The 22,530-nt window shown below is 62.8% G+C and carries 23 protein-coding genes and 1 pseudogene; 11 read left to right on the top strand and 13 right to left on the bottom strand.

Annotated elements, in window-relative coordinates:
- Positions 1 to 380 precede the first annotated feature (380 nt).
- Positions 381 to 1,388, top strand: a complete 1,008-nt coding sequence (locus FJ938_RS07005; protein ID WP_181169024.1) for a hypothetical protein — start codon at positions 381 to 383, stop codon at positions 1,386 to 1,388.
- Between the two features lie 35 nt (positions 1,389 to 1,423).
- Here FJ938_RS07005 and FJ938_RS07000 read toward each other — a convergent pair whose 3' ends face one another.
- Positions 1,424 to 1,873, bottom strand: a complete 450-nt coding sequence (locus FJ938_RS07000) for a GatB/YqeY domain-containing protein (RefSeq protein WP_140611665.1) — start codon at positions 1,871 to 1,873, stop codon at positions 1,424 to 1,426.
- A 277-nt stretch (positions 1,874 to 2,150) separates the two neighbouring features.
- On the opposite strand from FJ938_RS07000, the gene carA reads away from it, so the two are divergent.
- From carA to FJ938_RS06985, 3 genes are all read left to right on the top strand, one after another.
- Positions 2,151 to 3,356 (top strand): glutamine-hydrolyzing carbamoyl-phosphate synthase small subunit, encoded by a 1,206-nt coding sequence (carA, locus tag FJ938_RS06995; RefSeq protein WP_140611663.1) that lies wholly within the window; start codon positions 2,151 to 2,153, stop codon positions 3,354 to 3,356.
- 95 nt (positions 3,357 to 3,451) lie between these two features.
- A complete protein-coding gene (locus FJ938_RS06990) occupies positions 3,452 to 3,703 on the top strand; it encodes a plasmid stabilization protein (protein ID WP_140611661.1) in 252 nt (83 codons plus the stop codon).
- An 11-nt stretch (positions 3,704 to 3,714) separates the two neighbouring features.
- Complete coding sequence (locus FJ938_RS06985) at positions 3,715 to 4,098, top strand: helix-turn-helix transcriptional regulator (protein WP_140611659.1); 384 nt, start codon at positions 3,715 to 3,717, stop codon at positions 4,096 to 4,098.
- Between the two features lie 206 nt (positions 4,099 to 4,304).
- Here FJ938_RS06985 and FJ938_RS30240 read toward each other — a convergent pair whose 3' ends face one another.
- The 11 genes from FJ938_RS30240 to ehuB form a co-directional block, all read right to left on the bottom strand.
- A complete protein-coding gene (locus FJ938_RS30240) occupies positions 4,305 to 4,427 on the bottom strand; it encodes a hypothetical protein (protein ID WP_281407618.1) in 123 nt (40 codons plus the stop codon).
- The gene (locus tag FJ938_RS06975; protein WP_140611657.1) at positions 4,424 to 5,689 is read right to left on the bottom strand and encodes a TCR/Tet family MFS transporter; all 1,266 of its coding nucleotides are present in this window, start codon (positions 5,687 to 5,689) and stop codon (positions 4,424 to 4,426) included. The genes FJ938_RS30240 and FJ938_RS06975 overlap by 4 nt, the downstream gene beginning before the upstream one ends.
- Before the next feature lie 154 nt (positions 5,690 to 5,843).
- Positions 5,844 to 6,788, bottom strand: a complete 945-nt coding sequence (locus FJ938_RS06970) for a neutral zinc metallopeptidase (protein WP_140692372.1) — start codon at positions 6,786 to 6,788, stop codon at positions 5,844 to 5,846.
- A gap of 165 nt (positions 6,789 to 6,953) precedes the next feature.
- Positions 6,954 to 7,421 (bottom strand): hypothetical protein, encoded by a 468-nt coding sequence (locus FJ938_RS06965; RefSeq protein ID WP_140692369.1) that lies wholly within the window; start codon positions 7,419 to 7,421, stop codon positions 6,954 to 6,956.
- A 131-nt stretch (positions 7,422 to 7,552) separates the two neighbouring features.
- Complete coding sequence (locus FJ938_RS06960) at positions 7,553 to 7,741, bottom strand: hypothetical protein (protein WP_140611651.1); 189 nt, start codon at positions 7,739 to 7,741, stop codon at positions 7,553 to 7,555.
- A 103-nt stretch (positions 7,742 to 7,844) separates the two neighbouring features.
- A complete protein-coding gene (gene mntR, locus FJ938_RS06955; RefSeq protein ID WP_140692366.1) occupies positions 7,845 to 8,294 on the bottom strand; it encodes a manganese-binding transcriptional regulator MntR in 450 nt (149 codons plus the stop codon).
- A gap of 361 nt (positions 8,295 to 8,655) precedes the next feature.
- The gene (locus FJ938_RS06950; RefSeq protein ID WP_140611647.1) at positions 8,656 to 9,405 is read right to left on the bottom strand and encodes a GntR family transcriptional regulator; all 750 of its coding nucleotides are present in this window, start codon (positions 9,403 to 9,405) and stop codon (positions 8,656 to 8,658) included.
- Complete coding sequence (ehuA, locus tag FJ938_RS06945) at positions 9,402 to 10,181, bottom strand: ectoine/hydroxyectoine ABC transporter ATP-binding protein EhuA (RefSeq protein ID WP_140692363.1); 780 nt, start codon at positions 10,179 to 10,181, stop codon at positions 9,402 to 9,404. Before ehuA ends, FJ938_RS06950 begins: the two co-directional genes overlap by 4 nt.
- Positions 10,178 to 10,837 (bottom strand): ectoine/hydroxyectoine ABC transporter permease subunit EhuD, encoded by a 660-nt coding sequence (gene ehuD / locus FJ938_RS06940; RefSeq protein ID WP_140692361.1) that lies wholly within the window; start codon positions 10,835 to 10,837, stop codon positions 10,178 to 10,180. Before ehuD ends, ehuA begins: the two co-directional genes overlap by 4 nt.
- Positions 10,834 to 11,562, bottom strand: a complete 729-nt coding sequence (gene ehuC, locus FJ938_RS06935; protein ID WP_140611641.1) for an ectoine/hydroxyectoine ABC transporter permease subunit EhuC — start codon at positions 11,560 to 11,562, stop codon at positions 10,834 to 10,836. The genes ehuD and ehuC overlap by 4 nt, the downstream gene beginning before the upstream one ends.
- 57 nt (positions 11,563 to 11,619) lie before the next feature.
- Positions 11,620 to 12,489 (bottom strand): ectoine/hydroxyectoine ABC transporter substrate-binding protein EhuB, encoded by an 870-nt coding sequence (gene ehuB / locus FJ938_RS06930; protein WP_140692358.1) that lies wholly within the window; start codon positions 12,487 to 12,489, stop codon positions 11,620 to 11,622.
- Positions 12,490 to 12,738: 249 nt separating this feature from the next.
- On the opposite strand from ehuB, the gene FJ938_RS06925 reads away from it, so the two are divergent.
- From FJ938_RS06925 to FJ938_RS06900, 6 genes are read left to right on the top strand one after another with little or no spacing between them, the layout of a single operon-like run.
- On the top strand, positions 12,739 to 13,920 hold the full coding sequence (locus FJ938_RS06925) for a M24 family metallopeptidase (RefSeq protein WP_140611637.1): 1,182 nt from the start codon (positions 12,739 to 12,741) through the stop codon (positions 13,918 to 13,920).
- A 37-nt stretch (positions 13,921 to 13,957) separates the two neighbouring features.
- A complete protein-coding gene (locus FJ938_RS06920) occupies positions 13,958 to 15,106 on the top strand; it encodes a Xaa-Pro peptidase family protein (RefSeq protein WP_140692356.1) in 1,149 nt (382 codons plus the stop codon).
- Between the two features lie 9 nt (positions 15,107 to 15,115).
- Positions 15,116 to 16,372 (top strand): sarcosine oxidase subunit beta family protein, encoded by a 1,257-nt coding sequence (locus tag FJ938_RS06915; protein ID WP_140692353.1) that lies wholly within the window; start codon positions 15,116 to 15,118, stop codon positions 16,370 to 16,372.
- 11 nt (positions 16,373 to 16,383) lie between these two features.
- Positions 16,384 to 16,641, top strand: a complete 258-nt coding sequence (locus FJ938_RS06910; protein WP_140692350.1) for a sarcosine oxidase subunit delta — start codon at positions 16,384 to 16,386, stop codon at positions 16,639 to 16,641.
- Between the two features lie 4 nt (positions 16,642 to 16,645).
- Positions 16,646 to 19,594: a sarcosine oxidase subunit alpha family protein gene (locus FJ938_RS06905; RefSeq protein WP_140692347.1), complete on the top strand. Its 2,949-nt coding sequence runs from the start codon at positions 16,646 to 16,648 to the stop codon at positions 19,592 to 19,594.
- The gene (locus FJ938_RS06900; protein ID WP_246673216.1) at positions 19,587 to 20,120 is read left to right on the top strand and encodes a sarcosine oxidase subunit gamma; all 534 of its coding nucleotides are present in this window, start codon (positions 19,587 to 19,589) and stop codon (positions 20,118 to 20,120) included. The genes FJ938_RS06905 and FJ938_RS06900 overlap by 8 nt, the downstream gene beginning before the upstream one ends.
- A gap of 123 nt (positions 20,121 to 20,243) precedes the next feature.
- Here the strand turns inward: FJ938_RS06900 and mntR (FJ938_RS06895) are convergent.
- Positions 20,244 to 20,651: pseudogene (gene mntR, locus FJ938_RS06895) on the bottom strand (manganese-binding transcriptional regulator MntR); the annotation flags it as partial.
- A gap of 256 nt (positions 20,652 to 20,907) precedes the next feature.
- Here mntR (FJ938_RS06895) and FJ938_RS06890 point away from each other — a divergent pair.
- Positions 20,908 to 22,431, top strand: coding sequence for an FAD-dependent monooxygenase (locus FJ938_RS06890; protein WP_140692344.1), 1,524 nt, complete (start codon positions 20,908 to 20,910; stop codon positions 22,429 to 22,431).
- Positions 22,432 to 22,530 lie beyond the last annotated feature (99 nt).

Below are 22,530 nucleotides of genomic sequence, written 5' to 3'. Positions count from 1 at the left end.
AACCTCCTGGTGCGAGCAGTTTTCGCAATCCCTCCTTATGCCTTGTGCTCGAACAGTCGGTTCGGTGATGAGTTCGCCCCGCATGAACGATGCTTTCCCGGCGGAGGGAGGAGGCGTGGGCCACGCCAGAATCAGATCATAGCGCAATCCCAGCGGGTCGAAAATCGGCGGATCGAAGGTCGCGAATGCCAACCGATGCGAAGACGCGCGCCGCAAGCCTTGAGCCAGCATCCCGGCCTATGGACATTTTGCGCGCCGACCTGGTTCTTCGTGCAGGTTTCCCGGCACACTAAACAAGATGTGTCTCGCCGATTGTCACGCGGCATTTTATGATCGCCCCGGTGATTCACCGTGCGAAGTAAAAACGGTTCGGCAGGAGAATGGGTCTGGTGCGGTTGAGATCTGTCCCGTTGGGTGTTGCTGCGGCCTTCGGCCTCCTTGTCATCGTTGCCTTGATGGCCTCGGTCCGATCCTTTGCCGCGCCCTCGGCCATCCCGGCCTGGCTGCAGGCCCATGTCGGCGACAGCGACGGCCAGATTTCGCAGGTGGTCCTGGAACGCGCGCGCGCGCTCTATCTGAAGAAGGTGGCCCAAGGCGCCGTCACGAACCCCTGTTATTTCGCCATGGACGCCACCCGTCCCGGCGATCTCGGCAATGGCGTGCTCGGGCGCCGATACTACGTCATCTGCGAGGCCAGCCAGTCGTTTCACGCCATCGCATCGGGCCACGGCGGCGGCCGGAACCTGAAAGGCAGTGTCGATTTTTCAAACGGCAGGCGGTGCTCCAAGAACTTCGGCAACGCCATGGATTCGGAGTTGACCGCCGGCGGCGCCTATATGACCCGCGAGGCGAAGACATCCTTCAAGGGTTTTTATCGCGCCGGCGCCAAACAGGATGCCGCCTTCCTGCGCACCTTCATACAATTCGATGGCGAAGGCGAAGCCGCCAACGCCAGGCAACGCGTGATCGGCGGCCACGCGGCGCAGGTGCTGCGCACCATGTGCATGCGCAAAACGCCCAACAGCTCCTATGCCGACCATGATGGTCTGGTGCCGTTCGGCAAGCTGGTGGAATATGCCGGCGGCCGCAGCAATGGCTGCACCAGCTGGTCGCCGGCGGACGCGCGGCAGATCATCTCGATGGTGAAGGACAACCCGACGACGCTCTACATCTATCCGGAATCACGCGACATCGCCGCCGTCGCGCAGGCGACGGCAAAGGGCCATCCGCTATCCAGCGACGGACCCTATTGGAACGTATCCTGCCTGAAGGAAATCGGCGCGCCGAAATTCTGGCCGCGCAAAACCCTCGAGCCGATCATCGCCCAGTACAAGAAGGATCATCCCGCGCCGCCCGCGCAGCCGCTGCCGATCTGCAAGGAGCCGTGAAGCCGTTCGATCGGCGCCGTCGTGGCCGGAAAGGCCTACTGCAACAGGCCCTTGACGATGCCGCTTGCCTTGCCGAAATCCATCTGGCCGGCATATTTCTGCTTCAGCGCGGCGATCACCTTGCCCATGTCCTTCTGGCTGGCGGCACCGGTCGCGGCAATCGCTTCGCGCGCCGCGGCCGTGATCGCCGCATCGTCGAGCTGCGTCGGCAGGAAATCACGGATGATCTCCATTTCGCCACGCTCCTGCGCGGCCAGTTCCGGCCGCTTGCCGTCCTCGAACGCCTTGGCCGATTCCTCGCGCTGCTTCACCATCTTGGCCAGTATCTGCAGGATTTCCTCGTCGCTGGCCGGTTCCTTGCCGGCGCCGCGATTGGCGATGTCGCGGTCTTGGATGGCGGCCTGGATCAGCCGCAATGTCGGCAGCCGGTGCTTGTCCTGCGCCTTCATCGCGCTCTTCAGGGATTCGGCGATTTTCGCGCGCATTGTGCTTTCTCCTTCGGTCGGCGCGGACAATAGCGCCGAGGGCAGGCCAACGCAAATCCTGATGTGGCGGGGCAAGCCTATGATATTACTCAATGAAATAATTCGGAGCCGCAATCCGCATCGTCATTGACCGGCCTGCCCCCTTCCCCTATGTACTGGGCCTTGCATGAACTGAAGCTTGGGTGCGTGGAGGCCGCGAATTCGCCGCTCCGCGCCATTTGCTGCGCGGATGGCCGGCTGGGCCTGTGAAAGCGCGCAGCCTGATAGGAGTGCCGACATGGCCGAGATGACGCCCGCCTGGGCAACCGAAAAGCCGACCGCCCTTCTGGTGCTGGCCGACGGCACCGTCATCGAGGGCCGCGGTCTGGGCGCCACCGGCTCCGCCGTCGCCGAAGTCTGCTTCAACACGGCGCTCACCGGCTATGAGGAGATCCTCACCGATCCCTCTTATGCCGGCCAGATTGTCACCTTCACCTTCCCGCATATCGGCAATATCGGCACCAATGGCGAGGACATCGAGGACCTCAATCCGGCCGCGCGCGCCGGTGCCGTCGGCGCCGTGTTCAAGGCCGATGTCACCAACCCGTCCAACTACCGCGCCGCCGGCCATCTCGACCAGTGGCTGAAGAAGCGCGGCATCGTCGCGCTGTCGGGCATCGACACGAGGGCGCTCACCGCGCTGATCCGCGAAAAGGGCATGCCCAACGCCGTCATCGCGCATGCGCCCGACGGCGTCTTCGACCTCGACGACCTCAAACAGCGCGCCGCCGCTTGGTCGGGCCTGATCGGGCTCGATCTCGCCAAGGAGGTCACCTCGGGCCAGTCCTCGGTCTGGCGCGAGACGCCTTGGGTGTGGAACGAGGGTTTTGCCGAGCAGGACGCGCCGACCATGCATGTCGTTGCCGTCGACTATGGCGTCAAGCGCAACATATTGCGCCTGCTCGCGGGTCTCGGCGCCAAGGTCACGGTGGTTCCGGCCAAGACTGGTTCGGAAGAAATCCTGGCCATGCAGCCGGATGGCATCTTCCTCTCCAACGGTCCCGGCGACCCGGAAGCCACCGGCGACTATGCCGTGCCGGTCATCCAGGACTTGCTGAAGACCGACATTCCGGTGTTCGGCATCTGCCTCGGCCACCAGATGCTGGCCCTGGCGCTGGGCGGCAAGACCGCCAAGATGCACCAGGGCCATCACGGCGCCAATCATCCGGTCAAGGACCACACCACCGGCAAGGTCGAGATCGTCTCGATGAACCATGGCTTCGCCGTCGACGCGGACTCGCTGCCATCAGGCGTCGAGGAAACCCATGTCTCGCTGTTCGACGGCTCGAACTGCGGCATCGCGCTCACCGGCCGCCCGGTGTTCTCGGTCCAGCATCATCCCGAAGCCTCGCCCGGCCCGCAGGATTCCCACTATCTGTTCCGCCGCTTCGTCAACCTGATCCGCGAAAAGCGCGGCGAGGAGTTGCTGGCCGAGCGGGCCTGATCTTTCCTGGATCGGCAACAAGCGATAATATCGCTTAATACCAACAAGCGATAATATCGCTTAATACAAAACGATAAATCTGCGATACCGCTGTTGTGAAGACGATTATCCTTTCGGTATCGGCGGCTCGCGATCTCGACAACCTGCCCGCTGACGTCCGCGAGCAGGTCTCCGAAGGTTTGATCGCCTACGCAGTCAGCGGCCGTGGAGATGTAAAGCGTCTTTCCGGCAGGGGCGGTTACAGGCTGTGGATTGGCCGCTACCGCGTCATATTCGATGAAGATCGCATCACGATCCTTGCAGTCTACATCGGCAAGCGTGAAACGACGACTTACAGCCGGCCATAGGACAGAATGCCATGAACGCCCCGCAAATCATAAAGACTTCAACCGGCGAAGAACTGGTCGTTATCCCGAAGGCTGACTACGAGGCCTTGCTGCATGCCGCCGAAGAAGCCCTCGAAGACGCAGCGGATGTCGCCATCTACGACGAACGGAAAGCTGATCTCAAAACGGAAAAAGCCCTGCCCGCCGATGTGACCATGGATATTTTGCGAGGCTCCGGCCGCCTCAAGGCGCTCCGCAATTGGCGCAAGCTGACACAAGCCGAGTTGGCGAATGCCATCGGTGTCAGTCAGGGCTTCCTGTCGGATATCGAATCCAATCGCCGCAAACCGTCTGCGCAAACCACGGCGATGCTGGCAAAGGCGTTGGATGTCCCTGGCGAATGGCTTGAATCCTGATTTCCGACCTCACGCCACCGGCCGGCCTTCACTCGCCTCCAGTATGGCAAACCATTGCTGGCGGTCGAGGCTGATTGCCAGCGCCTTGACCATGGCGGCCAACCCTTCTCGCTTCATTGGACCGAGTACCGGAACCAGCCGGGCCGGAGAACAGCAGCCAAGCGATGGCGACGGTGGCGAGATCGCCGGCATCGATGCGGTGCCGATCAGCCGGGCAACCTGATCGGCATCCGGACGGGCGCCGCCATCGAGCAGGCGCCAGCGCCGAAGACCAGCCGCGACAGCGACACTCCATCCTTGGTCAGCGCGATGCGGCGGTCATGGCTCATACCTGCGCTCCATCTTCGGCGACGTCGGTCGTGACGGTCCTGGCCACTGCCGGCCTCGCCACCTTGGTGACGAAGACGATGAGCGCCAACACCAGGAAGCACGCTCCGACCAGATAGGGCGCGCCGCCGAAAGCCACGGGTGCGCTGGGCCCGGTGAACCAGGAGAAGATGGCCGTGTAAAGCAGCGGCGTGATGATTGAGGTGATCGAGAAGATCGAGGTCATCGCGCCCTGCAGTTCGCCTTGCGCCGAAGGTGGCACCTTGGCGGCGGCGAGGCTCCTGAGCGGCGGATCGGCCAAGGCCTCCAGGCAACCGGCTACGATCACCGCATAGATCATCCAGCCCTGCGTGGCGAAGGCATAGCCGAAGGCGCTGGCCGCCGTGAAGGTCAGGCCGATCACTGCTGTCTTCCACTCGCCAAGTCTGGGGATCACGCGCGGAAGGACGGTACCCATGATGATGGCACCGCACAGGCCGAAAGCGCCAAGCGAGAAGCCGATCTGTTGCTCACTCCAGCCATAACGATAGTTTGAGACGAACGACCAGACGGCCGGATACATCATGTGGCCGAGCGTCATCAGGAAGAAGACGAGCCCGATCCAGCCGATGCCCTGATACTGGCGCATCTGCAGCAGCGTGCCGACCGGGTTGGCGCGCTTCCATTCGAAGCGGCGGCGGTGCTTTTCATCGAGCGTTTCCGGCAGGAAGAACATCGCGATCAGGAAATTGACGAAGGCGAGCCCGGCGGCGAAATAGAACGGCACGCGCGGCCCGAACGTGCCGAGCAGCCCGCCCAGCACTGGTCCGATGACGAAGCCGACGCCGAAGGCGATGCCGAGCAGGCCGAAATTCTTGGCCCGGTTCTCATCGTTGGAGATGTCGGTGATGAAGGCCGACGTCGTCGAATAGCTGGCGCCTGAAATGCCGGCCAGCACGCGGCCGATGAACAGCATCGGAAAGGACCAGGCGACCGCGCAGATCAGATTGTCGATGGAGAAGGTCAGCACCGAGGCGAGCAGGATCGGCCTGCGGCCGAACCGGTCGCTCAGACCGCCCATGATGGGCGCGAAGAAGAACTGCATGGCGGCATAGACGAAGAACAGCCAGCCGCCCTCGATCGCCGCGCCGCTGATGCTGACACCGGACAACTCCTGCAGATAGGCCGGCAGTACCGGCATGATGATACCGAAGCCGATAATGTCGAGCAGCAGCGTGGTGAAAACGAGCGCAAGGCCCCGCTTGGCGGTTTTGGGGTCGATCATGACGGGTCAAGCTCCTCTGATCGCCCTGGGCGGGGCGGACGCACCTTATAGGCGAGCCCGCCGAAAGGAACAATGAGGGAACAGGCAGGAAGCTTTAATCCTGACACTCCCTGACGGCGTCATTTCCGTCATTGTATCGCCGTGGAATCAGTGCTCAGAGCGGGCCGCTCATCGTGTTGCAGTCCGACAGTTTGCCGTTTTTGTAACCGCGCGCCAGCCAGGTCTGCCGCTGCTGGGAGGTGCCATGATTGAAGCTTTCCGGCACGACATAACCCTGCATCTTCTTCTGCAGCGTGTCGTCGCCGATCTGCTTGGCGGCATTCAGCGCGCTTTCGAAATCGCCCGGTTCCAGAATGCCCTTCTGCGCGGTGTAGTGGGCCCATACGCCGGCGAAGCAGTCGGCCTGCAGCTCGATACGCACCGACAGCTGGTTGGCATCGGCTTCGCTCATGCCCTGCCGCATCTGGTTGAACTTGGACATGATGCCGGTGAGGTTCTGCACATGGTGGCCGACCTCATGCGCGATCACATAGGCGCGGGCGAATTCACCGGAGGCGCCGAACTGCTGGTCGAGCTGCTGGAAGAAGGTCATGTCGAGATAGACCTTGTGGTCGCCGGGGCAGTAGAACGGACCAGCCGCCGAGGAAGCGAAGCCGCAGGCCGAGCGGATTTGGCTGGAAAACAGCACCAGCTTGGGATCCTCATAGGTCAGGCCTTGCGACTTGAAGATGCCGGTCCAGGTGTCTTCGGTCTCGGCCAAGACGGTCGCCACGAACTGCTTCATCTCGTCATTGGCGGGCGCGGCGCCGTTGCCCTGGCCGCCGCTGTTGTCCGATATCTGGCCGCCGCCGCCCGGCAGCAGCGCGCCGCCGTCCCCGTTCAGGAGTTGCAGGGGATTGATGCCGAAAACACCCCAGGCAATGAGCGCGACAACCGCGAAGATGATGAGGCCCGAGAGCGACATGCCGCCACCGCCCGCGCCGCCGCCGATGGGGATGCGGAACTGGCCGGGGCCGCCGCCGTCAAGCCCGCCGCCGGAGCCGCTGTCGCCGCGGTCGTCCTCGACATTGTCACTCTGACGACGACCTCTCCAGAGCATGGCAACTCCTCGCACTGCGAACTTCGCGTTGTTCCGGTATGGCCGGCCCAACCCAACAAACAATTATCCCAATGGTTGCGCCAAGTCACAGCATTTTTCGGTAGTGCATCAGTTTGAAATCTGCAAACTAGCCGGCGCTTCACGAGATCGCATGCGGGACTATGTTCAACCAAGCCAACGATGAGCCAGCCACGCGAGAGACAAGCCGCCTATGGCCGCATAGATCAAGCCGATCGGGCCTTTGGGGAAGGGCTCGTGGTGCACCACGCGTGGCGACGGCGGCCGATAATAGGATAGCAGTTGCCGTTGTGAGACGATTAGCATTTGCTCCAACTCGCGGCGCCCTTCCTCCCTTGCCCGTTTTGAGTCCAGGCGCTCCTGAGCGTAGAGCTGTCTCGTATGCTCCGTGGCCGAAAATGAGTTTTCGTCTAGCCACGCTTTGAATTTGCCAGGCCTGACGAGGACTTTGGCATGGGTGAAGTCGCGTCGGTGGAGTCTCTCCGCCTTGGAAGCTTCAAAACCCGTATGCCACTCTTCCCAACTCGCCGGCATGGCATCGGCGCCGGCAAGCTGGCGGATACGAGGATAATCCTTGGCAGTGTAAACTGGAATAGCCCTGATTTCGCTGGTCATTGCAAGCCTTCCCCTTCTCCCAAGAAAAGGATGCGACTCCTAGGACTCGCTGTCCAGATGGCGCTACCCAGCTATCATAAGCCACTTGGTCTCCACCCCGCGCAGCCGGTATAGCCGTAACAGAAGAGTGCTCAGTCTTTTTGCTTGGCGCCGGCGCTCTTGCCGTCGGAGCTTTTCGAACGTTCCTCGAACCGCTCCGCTCCCTTCTTCAAGGGGTGGCCTGTCTCGGCTTCCGTCTTGCGCTCATCTCTGGCCGCAGCCTGCTTCAATCCCTTCGCCGCCTGCTTGCCCTTCGCGGTCGGTGCTTGTTCGACGCCCATCGTCTTCTCCCTGGCGCGACAATCGCGCGATCTCGGAAGCAACGTGCGGTGTGGTCAGGCGGTTCCGCCCGCTGGTCCGTCCGGGGAAGTCGCCCCACCAGGCTCAGCCCACCGTCATCGCCTTGCGAAACGCCTCCAGCGTCTCGGCGCTGACATGATGCTCGATGCCCTCGGCATCGATGCGCGCCGTCTCGGCGCTGACGCCGAGCGAGCGCAGGAAGGCTTCCACCGTTTGGTGGCGGATGCGGCTCTCCTCGGCCACCTTGCGGCCGGCCTCGGTCAGGAACACACCGCGATAGGGTTTTCTCGACACCAGCCCGTCGGCGCACAACCTGGTCAGCATCTTGGCCACTGTCGGCTGGGCGACGCCGAGCCTAGCCGCAATATCGACTTGGCGCGCCTCGTTCCCGTCCTCGATCAGGTCGGCGATCAGCTCGACATAGTCCTCGACAAGTGCGCTGCGGCGGGCTTCGCGCGTCTGCCGGAACCCTTCCGAATGGACGTCGGCGTCAGGCAATGGCTCACGCGGGACCGGTTTGTTCTTCAGCGCCAATGCGCGCTCCTCCTGGGAGTTTTGCCGTCTCTGTTTTTATAGCACGGGCTTTGATTCTTCAGGCCGTTTATTTGGAGGCATGTTCGCCGATCGGCAAGCAGGTCGTTGCGCGTCGGGACGACGTTCCTCCGCCAGCCTATGCCCTCGATGGGACGGCAGAAACCGATCCAGTGCCATTGTCCGTGACTCCTGGGGCCATATTTGGGTGTTGCTGAGCTGAAACCGCCCGACTGCAATCGCCGCCAGGGAGAAAGCCATGACCCGCAGTGACGTTCTGATCGTAGCCGCCGGCCCAACCGGCCTGGTGCTGGCCGCCTTCAACGATATCCGCCAATAGCGTTTCCAACTTCGGGCAAAGAAACTATTCTTCTTGCCGTACCAAGCGATCGCTGTTCGTGTCCTTGGCATGATCCCCATGCCGCATCATGCGTCGAAAGCTCATTGAGATATGCGCGCGCCTGATGTGCCCGATCGACTCCCAGTCGCCGATCTCCGCTGCGGCCAGGACTTCCTCCATCTCACGTCGAAACGCCGTGAACTCTTCCACAAGTCCTAGTTGAGGCATCATCTTCAGGACGACACGCGCCACCTGGAAATAAAGTCTCTCGCTGATCTCGCGCAATGGCTGGTTCCCGGTCATGGCGGTCAGTTCAGAAAAGAAGTCCATGTTCAGCTGCAGGAAAGCCCGCTGATCCGGATTGAGCATGTCGGAATCACAGCGCGCGATGAGCGTCCGGATTCGATCCAGGTCGGCCGCCGTCCGCGGGATCGGCGAAAGCTTGCCGACCAGAAGCGCCAATTCGAGGCGCAAGTGATAGACCTGCTGCAGTTCCTCGATGTCGACATCGGTGACTATGGTGCCGACGCCGTGCACGGATTGAACCAGACCTTCGGACTCAAGACGTGCCAGCACGCGACGGACCGGCGTGCGGCTGATCTGGAATTCCTGGGCGAGTTCTTCCTCGGAGAGCCGGCTTCCCGGCGGGTAGTCGAGCAGGCAGATGCGGTCTCGCAGGATCCGGTAGATACGCTCGAACCGTTCCCGCGCCGAAAGCGGCCGCGGCGCCTCCAGGATCGCCGTGGTGACCGAGGCATCCGTCTCCAGTGTCATCCAGCCTCCAGGACAGCATGCAGGAATTGCCGTGTCCGCTCGTTCTTAGGGGCACCGAACAGCTCGCCTGGCGGTCCCTGCTCGCATATCTTGCCTTGGTAGAAGAAGCAGACGCGATCGGAAAATTCCTTGGCGAAGCCCATCTGGTGCGTGACCATGAGCATCGTCAAATCATGCTCGCGGCCGATTTGCCTTATCACTTGCAGCACTTCGCCGACAAGTTCCGGATCAAGCGCCGAGGTCACCTCGTCGAACAGCATTATCTTGGGTCGCATCGCCAACGCCCTGGCGATGGCGACGCGCTGTTGCTGGCCACCGGAAAGCTGGGAAGGGTAATGATCCTTCTTCTGCGACAGCCCAACCATGTCGAGAAGCTCGGCCGCCCGCGCCTCGGCATCCGCCCTTTTCATGCCAAGCACGGTTATCGGCGCCTCGATGCAATTTGCCATCGCCGTCATGTGGGGGAACAGATTGAAGGACTGGAAGACCATACCGATCTTTGCCCGGATGCGACGGATGTGAGCAAGGTTGGCAGGCACAAGCGTTCCGCCCTGCTGCATGTGCGTCAGCGGCTCGCCTTCGACCCAGATGACACCATCATTGATCGTCTCCAGCGTCATCAGCATGCGCAGCACGGTGGTCTTGCCCGAACCGGACGGGCCAATGACGGAGACCTTCTCGCCGCGCGCGATTTCGAGGTTCAAGCCGTCGAGAACGGTCAACGCGCCGTAGCGTTTGGAAACATTGTCGAAGCGGACCATCGGTTGTTCCGTCATCGCGTGTTCCTCCGGTTGAGCAGGCGTTCGAGGGCACGAATAAGCGCGGCAGAAACCAGGCTCATCGCAAGGAAGAACAGGCCGACCAGGGTAATCGGCTCGGTGTAGCGGAAAGTCTCGGAGCCGATGATCTTGGCTGTCTGCATGAGTTCCAGCACGGCGATAGCCGAAAGCAGCGGCGTTTCCTTGAACAGCGCGACGAGATAGTTGCCGAGCGCCGGCACGATCGGCGGAATGGCCTGCGGGATAATGATGTCGCGAAAGGTCGTCCAGGACGAGAGATTCAGCGCGATCGAGGCTTCCCATTGACCACGATGGATGTTGTCGAAGCCGGCGCGATAGACCTCCGAGCAGTAGGCGGCATAGTGAATGCCAATCGCCATGACACCAGCCGTGAACGCGTCGAGCACAAGGCCGAATTTCGGAAAGACGAAATAGAGGAAGAATATCTGGATGAGCAATGGCGTCGAGCGGATCAGCTCGACCAGCACCGAGATCGTCCAACCGGTCCACGGCACGGCGATGCGGATCACCGCCAGGACCAGGCCGAGCGAGGCCGCGATGGCGAAACCGAGCAGCGTCGCCTCTATCGAGATGACCGCGGCGCGCGCCAGCACCGGCAGGATCTCTAGGGCAAAACTCCAATCCCAGATCATGCTGCCTTCCCTCGCGCCAAGCCGAGCGAGGCCCGCTTTTCGAGCAGCCGCATGCCGATGGAAACGGTGAGCGACATGGCGAGATACATCAGCAGCACCAGCGTGAAGATTGGAATGGTCTTGAACGTGTTCTGGTTCATCTGCTGCGCCTTAAAGGCAAGGTCCGACAGGGTGATCAGCGAGACCAGCGCGGTCGACTTCAGCAACTCGATGAACAGATTGCCCCAAGGCGGGATCATGGCGATGAAGGCCTGCGGCAGGATGATCCGGCGCAGCATCTGCGCGCGGCTCATGTTGAGCGCAGTTCCCGCTTCCCACTGGCCGCGCGCGACTGACTGGATGGCCCCCCGCACGCATTCGGATCCGTAAGCCCCGACATTCAGGCCGAGCGCCAGCACGGCAACGAGAAATGCGTCTAGCGTGACGCCGAATTGCGGCAGCACAAAAAATAGCCAGAACAATTGCACCAGCGCCGAGGTGCCGCGAAAGATCTCGACATAGACCGTCGCCAGCCATCTAAGCGGCGCCGGGCCATACATACGTGCCAAGGCGGCGAGCACGCCCATGATGACCGCCAGCAGGCTGCCCAGGATGGCGATCTCCATTGTCAGGACGGCGCCCTGCAGCAGCCCCGGCAGGAACAGCCTGTATGTTGCCTGCGTTGCAAGCACGGCGATCACGGCCAGCGAGACAACCAGCATGGCAACGAGCGTGCGGATTCCCATCTGCTTCTCCGAGCAAAAAAAGGGGCGGCGCTTTCACGCCGCCCAGCAGTTGGGAACTTATTCGCCCTTGCAGAGCTGCGCGGTGGTCTTGTTCGGCAGATAATCCTTACCGAAGCCGAGTGGTTCGACCAGCGCAATGTGCTCCGGTGAGCCGATGAATTTCTTCAGTTCGGCATTGAACGCTTCCTGGAGATCGGTGTCCTCCTTGCGGAAGCCGAAGCCGCCGTGCCCCTTCACCGACTTGCCGGCAACTTCGCCGAAGGGCTTGGTCGATTCGACGCCATCGGCCTTCTTGGCCATATCGGCGATCGACAATGCGGTAAGCGCGGCGGCGTCGGCGCGCCCTGCCTGGACGGCGGCAACGAGACTGGACTGGTCAGGCAAAGCGACGATCTGCCCTGGCGCGACACCTGCATCCTTGGCGTATCCACCCTCGACCGCGCCCGCCATCACCGCAAGCTTGAGATCGGGATTGTCCTTGACGCTCGAATAATCCTTTATGCCCTTCGGGTTGCCCTTCGCCACCAGCATGGCCTGACCGATACCATAGGACGGTTCGGAGAAATTGATCTCCGCGCAACGCTTTGGATTGATGAACATGCCGGCAGCGATGATGTCAAATCTCCCAGCCTTCAGGCCAGGTATGAGCGACCCGAATTCGGTCAGCACGCCGTCCACCTGCGAAATGCCCATCTTGGCGAGCACAGCCTTGGCGACCTCGGGCGCTTCGCCGGTCAATTTGCCGTCAGGCGTTGCGAACCCGAACGGCGCCTCATTGGCGAAACCGACGCGGATGTAGCCGTCCTTCTTGGCGCGTTCGAGGGTCGTTTCGGCCTGAGCCGGAAGCGCCGTGAACATAGTCGCGACGAGCGCAAGGCAGGCAGCCGTCTTCATGGCCGTGCGGCGAGATATCTGTGACGTGAGCATGCATTCCCCTTTTCTTTTTTGGATGAGATTACTGGCTCGAAGGACGTTTCTCCATCGTCACATCGAACATGTAAGACGTATACAACTCATCTGGACATATCGCAAGACACCCTGTACGAATCTGGAAAATCACTGATGTCAGCCCGAATGTGTGGCTGGATTGATTGCTAGTTGTGCACAATTAGAGGTATCTGCCTCGAAATGTAGCGGCGGACTTGCAATCGATCACGATGGTCACGGGGACAAGTTTTGAGCAGGTCAGCCAATTTCACGAAGACGGAATACGCGCAGCGCCTGACGGGCGTGAAGCGGCGCATGGAGAAGGCCGGCTTCGATCTCATCGTCTGCCAGGATCCCGCAAACATGTGCTGGCTTACTGGCTACGACGGATGGTCCTTCTACGTGCCGCAATGCGTGCTCGTCCATCTGGAGGAAAATCTGCCGATCTGGTTCGGCAGGGCGCAGGACGCCAGGAGCGCCCGCTTGACCACCGGCCTGCCCGAAGAAAACATCGTCGCGTTCTCCGAGCGGCTGGTACAGCAGCCTATCGAGCATCCGTATGACGAACTCGCCAGCCTGATCCGGGCACGCGGATGGGAACAGGCGCGCATCGGCGTCGAGATGGACGCGCACTACTACACGGCGCGCTGTCATGCCCATCTTGTCGGCGGCCTGCCCGCGGCGCGTTTCGGCAACAATCACGACCTCGTCAACTGGGCGCGGCTGGTAAAATCGGAGGCCGAACTGGTGCTGATCCGTGAAGCCGGCGCGATCTGCGACAATGCCATGAACCGCGCGGTCGAAAAGATGCGACCGGGCGTGCCGCAGAACCAAGTGATCGCGGAAATCTATCATGCCCAGATCATGGGCCTGCCAGGCGTCGGCGGCGACTACGCAGCAATCTGCCCGCTGATGCCGGTAGGCGAAGGCACGAGCACACCGCATCTGACCTGGTCGGACGCGCCTCTTCCGGACAGCGGGCTGGCCATCATCGAGATCGCCGGTGTGCGACGGCGCTATCACGCGGCGCTAACCCGGACGGTGCATTTCGGCAAGCCGCCGACCGCCCTCTCCGATATGGCAAAGGCGATCGTCGAAGGGGTCGATGCGGGCCTCGATCTGGCACGGCCCGGCAACACCGCCGAAGAGGTCGAGGCCGCCTGGCAGGCGGTGCTGCGCAGAAACGGGCTGAAGAAGGAAAGCCGCGTCGGCTATCCTGTCGGCCTCGCCTATCCGCCGGATTGGGGCGAACGCACCGCAAGCCTGAGGCCTGGCGACAAGACCGAACTGCAGCCCGGTATGTGCTTCCACTTCATGGCCGGCGTATGGCTCGACGATTTCGGCGTCGCCATTTCCGAATCCTTCGTCGTTACCGAAGGCGGCGGCGAACGGCTGTGCGACGTGACCCGCGATCTCATCGTCATTGACTGACCACCAGCCCAAGAGCCGGTAACTTCAAGGATACCCAATGGACCGCAATCCCTTTTCCGAAGCCGAAATCGCCGGCCGCCTGTCGAAGGTGTCCACGGCGCTGGCAGAACGCGGGCTTGATGCCGCTATCTTCGCTTCGCCTGAGAATATCTTCTACCTCACCGGCCTCGACCATTGGGGCTATTTCGCGCCACACCTCTTGATTGTCCCACTCGACGGTCGACCGGTTCTGGTCACCCGGTCAATGGAAAAGGTGACGATAGAGAACCAGGTGAAGGCGGCGGATTTCCGCGGTCATTCCGACAGCGAAACCGCTGCCGATCTGGCCGCGCGCCTCATTTTTGAGCTTGGCCTGGCAGGCAAACAGATCGGCCTCGAAAACTGGACGGCGGGTCTGAGCCATGGCCTCGCCTTGAGGCTCGAGGCGCAGGCCGACGCCAGGTGGAGCGACGTTTCCGGGCTCGTCGACAGGATGCGGCTGGTGAAGAGTGCCGAGGAACAGGTGCTGATGCGCCGCGCCGCCAAGGTTACGGACGCTGCTGCAGGTGCGGCCATCGCGGCAATCTCCGCCGGCGCCGCCGAGCAGGAGGTCGCCGCCCAATGCATGGCGGCGATGATCCGCGCCGGGGGCCACGCGCCGGGGTTCGGCCCGTTCATTCGTCCAACCGCCAGGCTCGGGGAAGAACACACGACCTGGGGCGACGGCATCTACCGCACCGGCGAGCCTGTCTTCGTCGAACTCTCCGGCTGCGTCTCGCGCTATCATGCGCCGCTCGGCCGGCTGATCCGCATCGGCAGCATCAAGGATGAGGACGCGGCGATGGCCGAGGTCACGGCCAAGGCATTCGACGCCGTCGTCAAGGCGCTCAAGCCCGGCGTCAGGGCGCGCGATGTCTATGCCGCCTGGCAAGGCGTCGCCGACGAAGCCGGCCTGTCGCACTATCGCCGCCATCATTGCGGCTATCTGGTCGGCATCGGCCAGCCGCCATCCTGGACCGGCGGCAATTCAGTGACCGGACTGAGACACGATTCCGATCTCGAAATCGAGACCGGCATGAGCTTCCACATCCTGTCCTGGCTGATGGGCACCGGCCGCGGCGACCATTTCATGTCAAACACGGTGCTGCTGACCGACGCGGGCGCTGAAGTGCTGACCCACACCCCGGCCGGTTCGATCGTTCGCTAGACCATGAACATGTCGCGCTATTCTGCGTTCTCGATTTTCCGCAATGGCCTCTCCGGCCAGAAGAACTGGCAGCGCGCCTGGCGCGCGGCGGAGCCGAAGCCGGCTTACGACGTGATCATCGTCGGCGGTGGCGGACACGGGCTGGCCACGGCCTTCTATCTCGCCGAGAACCACGCCATCCGCAATGTCGCCGTGCTGGAGAAGGGCTATGTCGGCGGCGGCAATGTCGGCCGCAACACCACCGTCATCCGCTCCAACTACCTGCTCGACGGCAACACCCAATTCTACGAATTCTCGGTCAAGCTGTGGGAAGGCCTGTCGCAGGCGCTGAATTTCAACGTCATGTTTTCGCAGCGCGGCCAGATCGTCACCGCCCATTGCGCGGACCAGCTCGACACTTTCAGTCATCGCGCCAACATCATGCGGCTGAACGGCATCGATGCCGACATACTCGACCGCGATGCAGTGCGGCGGCTGGTGCCCTATCTCGATTTCTCCGACACGGCGCGATTTCCGATATATGGCGCCATCCTGCAGGGTCGCGCCGGCACCGCCCGCCACGATGCCGTCGCCTGGGGTTATGCGCGCGCCGCCGATGGTCATGGCGTCGACATCATCCAGAACTGCGAAGTAACCGGTTTTGTCCGCGATGGCGACAGGATCATCGGCGTCGAGACGAGCAAGGGCCGGATCGGCGCCGGCATGGTCGGCCTCGCCGTTGCCGGTCATACGTCGGTGCTCGGACGGAAGGCCGGCCTGGAATTGCCGATCGAAAGCCATGTGCTCCAGGCTTTCGTCACCGAGCCGCTGAAGCCGCTGGTCGACCATGTCGTCGCCTATGGCGCCGATCATTTCTATGTCAGCCAATCCGACAAGGGCGGGCTTGTCTTCGGCGGCAATCTCGACGGTTACAATTCCTATGCCCAGCGCGGCAATCTCGGCGTCGTGCGCGAGGTGGCGGAGGCCGCGATCGCGCTGATGCCCTGCATCTCGCGCGTCAGGCTGCTGCGCCATTGGGGCGGCGTCATGGACATGACGCCCGACGCCAGCCCGATCATCTGCCCGACGCCGATCGACGGGCTCTATCTCAACGGCGGCTGGTGCTATGGCGGCTTCAAGGCGACACCAGCTTCGGGCTGGTGTTTTGCACACACGCTGGCGACCGGCAAACCGCATCCGCTGATCGCCGCTTACGGGCTCGACCGTTTCCGCACCGGCCACATACTCGACGAGGCCGGTGCCGGTCCCTCGGCCTGGCTGCAATAGGGAGCAGCGAAATGCTTCGCATCGAATGTCCGTGCTGCGGCCCGCGCGACCATGATGAGTTCCGCTATGGCGGCGACGCTTCGGTCACGCGTCCGCGGCATGACGATCCGGACCCGGAGGCCTGGTACCACTATGTTTATGTGCGCAAAAACCCGCCCGGGCAGCACAGCGAGTTCTGGCAGCACGTGACCGGCTGCCGGCAATGGTTGGTCGTCGAGCGCGACACCAGCGACCATTCCATCCTCTCCGTCGGTTTCGCCAGGACATAGAAGCATGAACTCGAATGACAGACGTTTGCCAGCAGGCGGCCGCATCGATCGTGCGCAACCGATTGGCTTCAGCTTCGATGGCCGCACGCTGAACGGCTACCAAGGCGACACGCTGGCTTCGGCTTTGCTGGCCAACGGGATCACACTCACCGGACGTAGCTTCAAATATCACCGACCGCGCGGCATCTTCTCGGCCGGCCCCGAAGAACCGAACGCTCTGGTCACCCTCGGGAGTGGGGGACGGCGCGAACCGAACCTGCCGGCCACCACGCTCGAACTGGCGGAAGGCATGTCTGCCGAAAGCCAGAACCGCTGGCCGTCACTTGCGTTCGACCTGCAGAGCATCAACGGGCTGTTTGCGCCGTTCCTTTCGGCCGGCTTCTACTACAAGACCTTCATGGGACCGACGCGGCGCGCCTGGATGTTCTATGAGCATTTTATCCGCCGGGCGGCAGGCCTGGGCCGGGCCGGCACGGAGCCCGATCCCGATCGCTACGAGGTGCGTCACGCATTTGCCGATATTGCCATTGTCGGCGGCGGCCCTGCCGGCCTCTCGGCGGCTCGCGCCGCGGCATACGCAGGCGCAAGCGTTGCGCTGATCGAGCAGGATTTCCTGCTAGGCGGCCAGCTTCTTTCGGAGCGTTCCGATGGCGAGGCGGCAGCGTGGCTGAAGGCGGTCGAGACCGAACTGGCAGGCCTGTCCAACGTCACGGTGCTGCGCAAGACGATGGCATTCGGCGCCTATGACGGCAACACCCTGGCGCTGATCGAACGAAACGATGATCCGACCGCGCAAGGCGCTCCGCGGCAGGTCTTCACCATGCTTCGCGCCCGCGCAGTCGTCTTTGCCACCGGTGCCATCGAGCGGCCGCTGGTCTTCTCCAACAATGACCGGCCGGGTGTCATGCTGGCATCGGCCGCCCGGATCTACCTCAATCGCTTCGCCGTCCTGCCGGGCAAGAATATCCTGGTCGCTGCCGCGAATGACGGCGCCTATCTCACCGCCATCGACCTCGCCGCCGCCGGTGCGCAAGTGACCATCGCGGATCAGCGCAGCGCCTCACCTGCCGATCTGGCGGAGGAAGCCAGGCGCCTGAACGTAGCGATCCGGGCCGGGACCCAAATCGCCGACCTGCGTGGCGGCCATGAGGTCAAGGCCGCGAAGCTTGCCGGGCCGCGCGGCAATTCGGAGATTGCGTGCGACCTCGTCTGCGTGTCCGGCGGCTGGTCACCGACCGTGCATCTCACCTCGCATCTCGGGGTCAAGCCTATCTATCGCGACGACATGGACGGCTTCATCCCCGGCGCCTTTCCGGCAGGCCACTTTGGCGCCGGTGCAATGATGGGCTGCTTCTCGACCGCCGATGCCACCGACGGCGGCCACCGTGCCGGCATCGAAGCTGCGGCCTTCTGCGGAAAATCTCGAGCCGCACCGGCCCCTGCGAGGCTCGATCTCGGCGAAGCCGCGGCCAACGCGTTCCGTGCAATCCCCTTCGTCGGCCGCGGAAAGGCCTTTGTCGATTTCCAGATGGATGTGACCAGCAAGGACATCGAACTGGCGTATCGCGAGGGTTATGAATCGGTCGAGCACCTGAAGCGCTACACCACGCTCGGTATGGGGACCGACCAGGGCAAGACCAGCAATTTCGCCGCGCTGTCGGCCATGGCGGCGTTGCGCCAGGCGACGATCCCGCAAACCGGAACAACGACCTTTCGTCCGCCCTACGCGCCGATCGCTATCGGCGCGCTCGCCGGCCGCGCCGTCGGCCACCATTTCAAGCCGTTTCGCCGCACGCCGATGCATGATTGGCATGTGGCGAACGGCGCCGAGATGCTCGAGGTCGGGCTGTGGATGCGTCCTTACTTCTATCGCGCCGCCGGCCGCGACGTGAACGAGGCCTATGTCGCAGAGATGCGCATGGTGCGCGGGGCCGCGGGCCTGATGGACATTTCCACTCTCGGCAAGATCGACGTGCAAGGCCCGGACGCGGCCATTTTCCTCGACCGCGTCTACGTCAACGGCTTCGCCAAGCTGCCGGTAGGCCGCGCCCGCTACGGCGTCATGCTGCGCGATGACGGCGTCGTCTTCGATGACGGCACCACCACGCGATTGTCGGAAAACCGTTTCTTCATGACCACCTCGACCGCCAAGGCGGCCGATGTCCTGTCGCGGCTGGAATTCCTGCTCGACACCGCGTGGCCGGACCTGCGCGTCGCCGTCACCTCCGTCAGCGACGAATGGGCAGCGATGTCGGTCGCCGGACCGAGGAGCCGCGATATCCTTGCCGCCGCCTTTCCGGAGATCGACGTCTCGAACGATGCGCTGCCGCATATGGGCCTTGCCGAAGCGGAGTTTGACGGCCGGGCATTGCGCATCATGCGGCTCAGCTATTCCGGCGAGCGCGCCTACGAGATCTATGTCGGCGCAACTGCCGGCGGGAAGGTCTGGCACTATTTGCTTGAGGCCGCCGCGCCCTTCGGCCTGAGACCCTACGGGGTCGAAGCGCTCGGGGCGCTGCGGGTCGAAAAGGGCCATGTCGCCGGACCCGAGATCGATGGCCGTACCGCGCTCGACGATCTCGGCCTTGGCCGCATGATCGGAAAGCGCACCGGATTCGTTGGTGATGTCTTGCGGCGGCGTCCGGCCTTTCAGGTGCCCAACCGCCAGCGACTTGTCGGACTGGAATGCACTGAGGAAGGCAAGCGCCTGCGTGGCGGCGCGATATTGTTCATGCCCGACGATACCGTTGCAGGGCATGGACGCGGCCGGATAACCTCGGTCACGTTCAGCCCGGAGCACGGCCGTTATGTCGGCCTTGCCCTGCTGGCAGGCGATGTCGCGGTCGAGGGAAGCGAAGTCCTCGCCACCTATCCGATGAAGGCTGAAACCGTTCGCGCCCGCATCGTCTCGCCCGTCTTTCTGGATCCGAAAGGAGAGCGGCTGCATGGTTGAGGCTCTGGCATTGAAAGATTTCAATCTGTCGACGTCAGATTGCCCGATCGTTCAGATCGAGGGCTGGGACGGGATGCTGGCCCGGTTTGAGTTGCGTGTTTCGCAATTGCTGGGCACCGCCCTGCCCGTCTCCGTCGGCGAGACTGCCCGTTGTGCCGACACGCTCATCGTCCGGGTCTCTCCCCGCCGTCTGTGGCTGATCACGGAGGCGGATGCAAAACCGCCGCAACCCGCGATCGATCCCGAGCTGGGCTGTTCGCTCTCCCTCGGCGAGGGACGCGTGCGCTTCAGCTTGAGCGGCGCGGGCCTCCTGGAAATCCTCTCCAACTGCATCGCAGCCGACTGGCGCTCGGCAGGCTCAGCGCCAGGCCGCGCATTGCAAACGGCCCTCCATCACGTACCGGTGCTCGTCCTGCGCACGAGCGAGACCGGCTGCGACATGATCGTGCCGCGAAGCTTTGCGCGCAGCCTTGCGGACTGGATCGCCGAAAGCCGTTCTTCGCCTGGAATTAAAGCGCGAAATTGACTGACCGCTGGCCGACAAGATGGAACCCTTTCCAACCGGGGATTTGGAAGTAATCACGTCGAGGATCGCTCGACAGCGGCTGTCGACCGCCAAAACCCACCAACAAAGCCATCCGGAGCCTCCGGCGCTGACATGATGCTCGATGCCCTCGGCATCGATGCGCGCCGTCTCGGCGCTGACGCCGAGCGAGCGCAGGAAGGCTTCCACCGTTTGGTGGCGGATGCGGCTCTCCTCGGCCACCTTGCGGCCGGCCTCGGTCAGGAACACACCGCGATAGGGTTTTCTCGACACCAGCCCGTCGGCGCACAACCTGGTCAGCATCTTGGCCACTGTCGGCTGGGCGACGCCGAGCCTAGCCGCAATATCGACTTGGCGCGCCTCGTTCCCGTCCTCGATCAGGTCGGCGATCAGCTCGACATAGTCCTCGACAAGTGCGCTGCGGCGGGCTTCGCGCGTCTGCCGGAACCCTTCCGAATGGACGTCGGCGTCAGGCAATGGCTCACGCGGGACCGGTTTGTTCTTCAGCGCCAATGCGCGCTCCTCCTGGGAGTTTTGCCGTCTCTGTTTTTATAGCACGGGCTTTGATTCTTCAGGCCGTTTATTTGGAGGCATGTTCGCCGATCGGCAAGCAGGTCGTTGCGCGTCGGGACGACGTTCCTCCGCCAGCCTATGCCCTCGATGGGACGGCAGAAACCGATCCAGTGCCATTGTCCGTGACTCCTGGGGCCATATTTGGGTGTTGCTGAGCTGAAACCGCCCGACTGCAATCGCCGCCAGGGAGAAAGCCATGACCCGCAGTGACGTTCTGATCGTAGGCGCCGGCCCAACCGGCCTGGTGCTGGCGCTTTGGCTCACCAGGCTGGGTGTCGGCGTCCGCATCATCGACAGGACCGCCGAGCCCGGCACGACGTCGCGCGCCTTGGCCGTTGCCGCGCACACGCTCGAACTCTACCGTCAACTCGATCTGGCCGATGCCGTGACCGCGCGCGGCCACAAGGTGCGCGCCGCCAATTTGTGGGTGCGCGGTAAAGCGGAGGCGCGCGTGCCATTCGCCGCGATCGGCGAGGATCTGTCGCCCTATCCCTTTTTGCAGATCTTTCCGCAGGACGAGCACGAACGCCTTCTGGTCGAACGGCTCGGACAATTGGGCGTCACCGTCGAGCGGCGGACCGAATTGCATGATTTCACCGACCATGGCGACCACATTGTCGCCCGCCTGCGTGGCGAGCATGGCGAGGAGACCGTCGAATTCAGCTATCTGGCGGGTTGTGACGGCGCACGTTCCCTGGTGCGCGAGACGATATCGGCCGGTTTTTCCGGCGGCACCTATCGTGAACTTTTTTACGTCGCCGATGTCGAGGCATCCGGTGAAGCGATCAATGGCGAATTGCATGTCGATCTCGACGAGGCCGACTTCCTGGCGATCTTTCCGCTGGCGGACACGCGCCGCGCTCGGCTGATCGGCACGGTCCGCGACGAACGCGCGGATCATGCCGACACGCTGACATTCGACGACGTCAGCAGCAAGGCGATCGAAAACCTGAAGATCAAGATCGAAAAGGTGAACTGGTTCTCGACCTACCATGTTCACCACCGCGTCGCCGGGCAGTTCCGCAAGGGCCGCGCATTCCTGCTGGGTGACGCGGCGCATATCCACAGTCCGGTCGGCGGACAAGGAATGAACACCGGGATCGGGGACGCGATCAACCTTGCCTGGAAACTGTCTTGCGTGCTCGCGGCACGGGCGCCCGATGCCCTGCTCGACAGCTATGAGATCGAGCGCATTGCATTCGCCAGACGCCTCGTTGCCACCACCGACCGCATCTTCACCTTCGTCACTGCCGACGGGCACATCGCCGACCTCGTACGCACGCGGATCGCGCCGATTGTCGTACCCAGGGTCCTCGGCATAGACCGGGTTCGCGAATTCATCTTCCGGACCGTTTCGCAAATCACCCTCAACTACCGCGACAGCCCCGTCAGCGAGGGCTCCGCGGGCGAGGTCCGCGGCGGCGACCGGCTGCCATGGGCGCCGGTCGGGGGATTGGACAATTTTACGTCGCTCGCCGCCCCGCAATGGCAGGTCCATATCTACGGCGTCGCCAATGGCGATGTGAGGTCCTGGTGCGAACGCCATCGGGTTCCGCTGAACGTCTTCGACTGGCGGCCTGCTTATGAAGCAGCAGGCCTGGCCCGTGATGCGCTCTATCTCCTGCGGCCCGACACCTATGTGGCGCTAGCCGATCCCCAGGCTTCGGTCGATACGCTCGAGCGTTATTGCAGCGATAGAGGCTTTTCCATCGGAATGTAGGGCAATTGCTCGACCCGGATATCGAGTCCGATTGCCTGTTCGCCACCTCCGGCAAAATGCCGGACAAAAAGCACCGACAATGAAATATAGCATATTGCA

Source organism: Mesorhizobium sp. B2-4-14 (genome assembly GCF_006442155.1).
In the GTDB taxonomy this organism is placed as follows: Bacteria; Pseudomonadota; Alphaproteobacteria; order Rhizobiales; family Rhizobiaceae; genus Mesorhizobium.
This window is presented reverse-complemented; position numbering and strand designations above follow the sequence as displayed.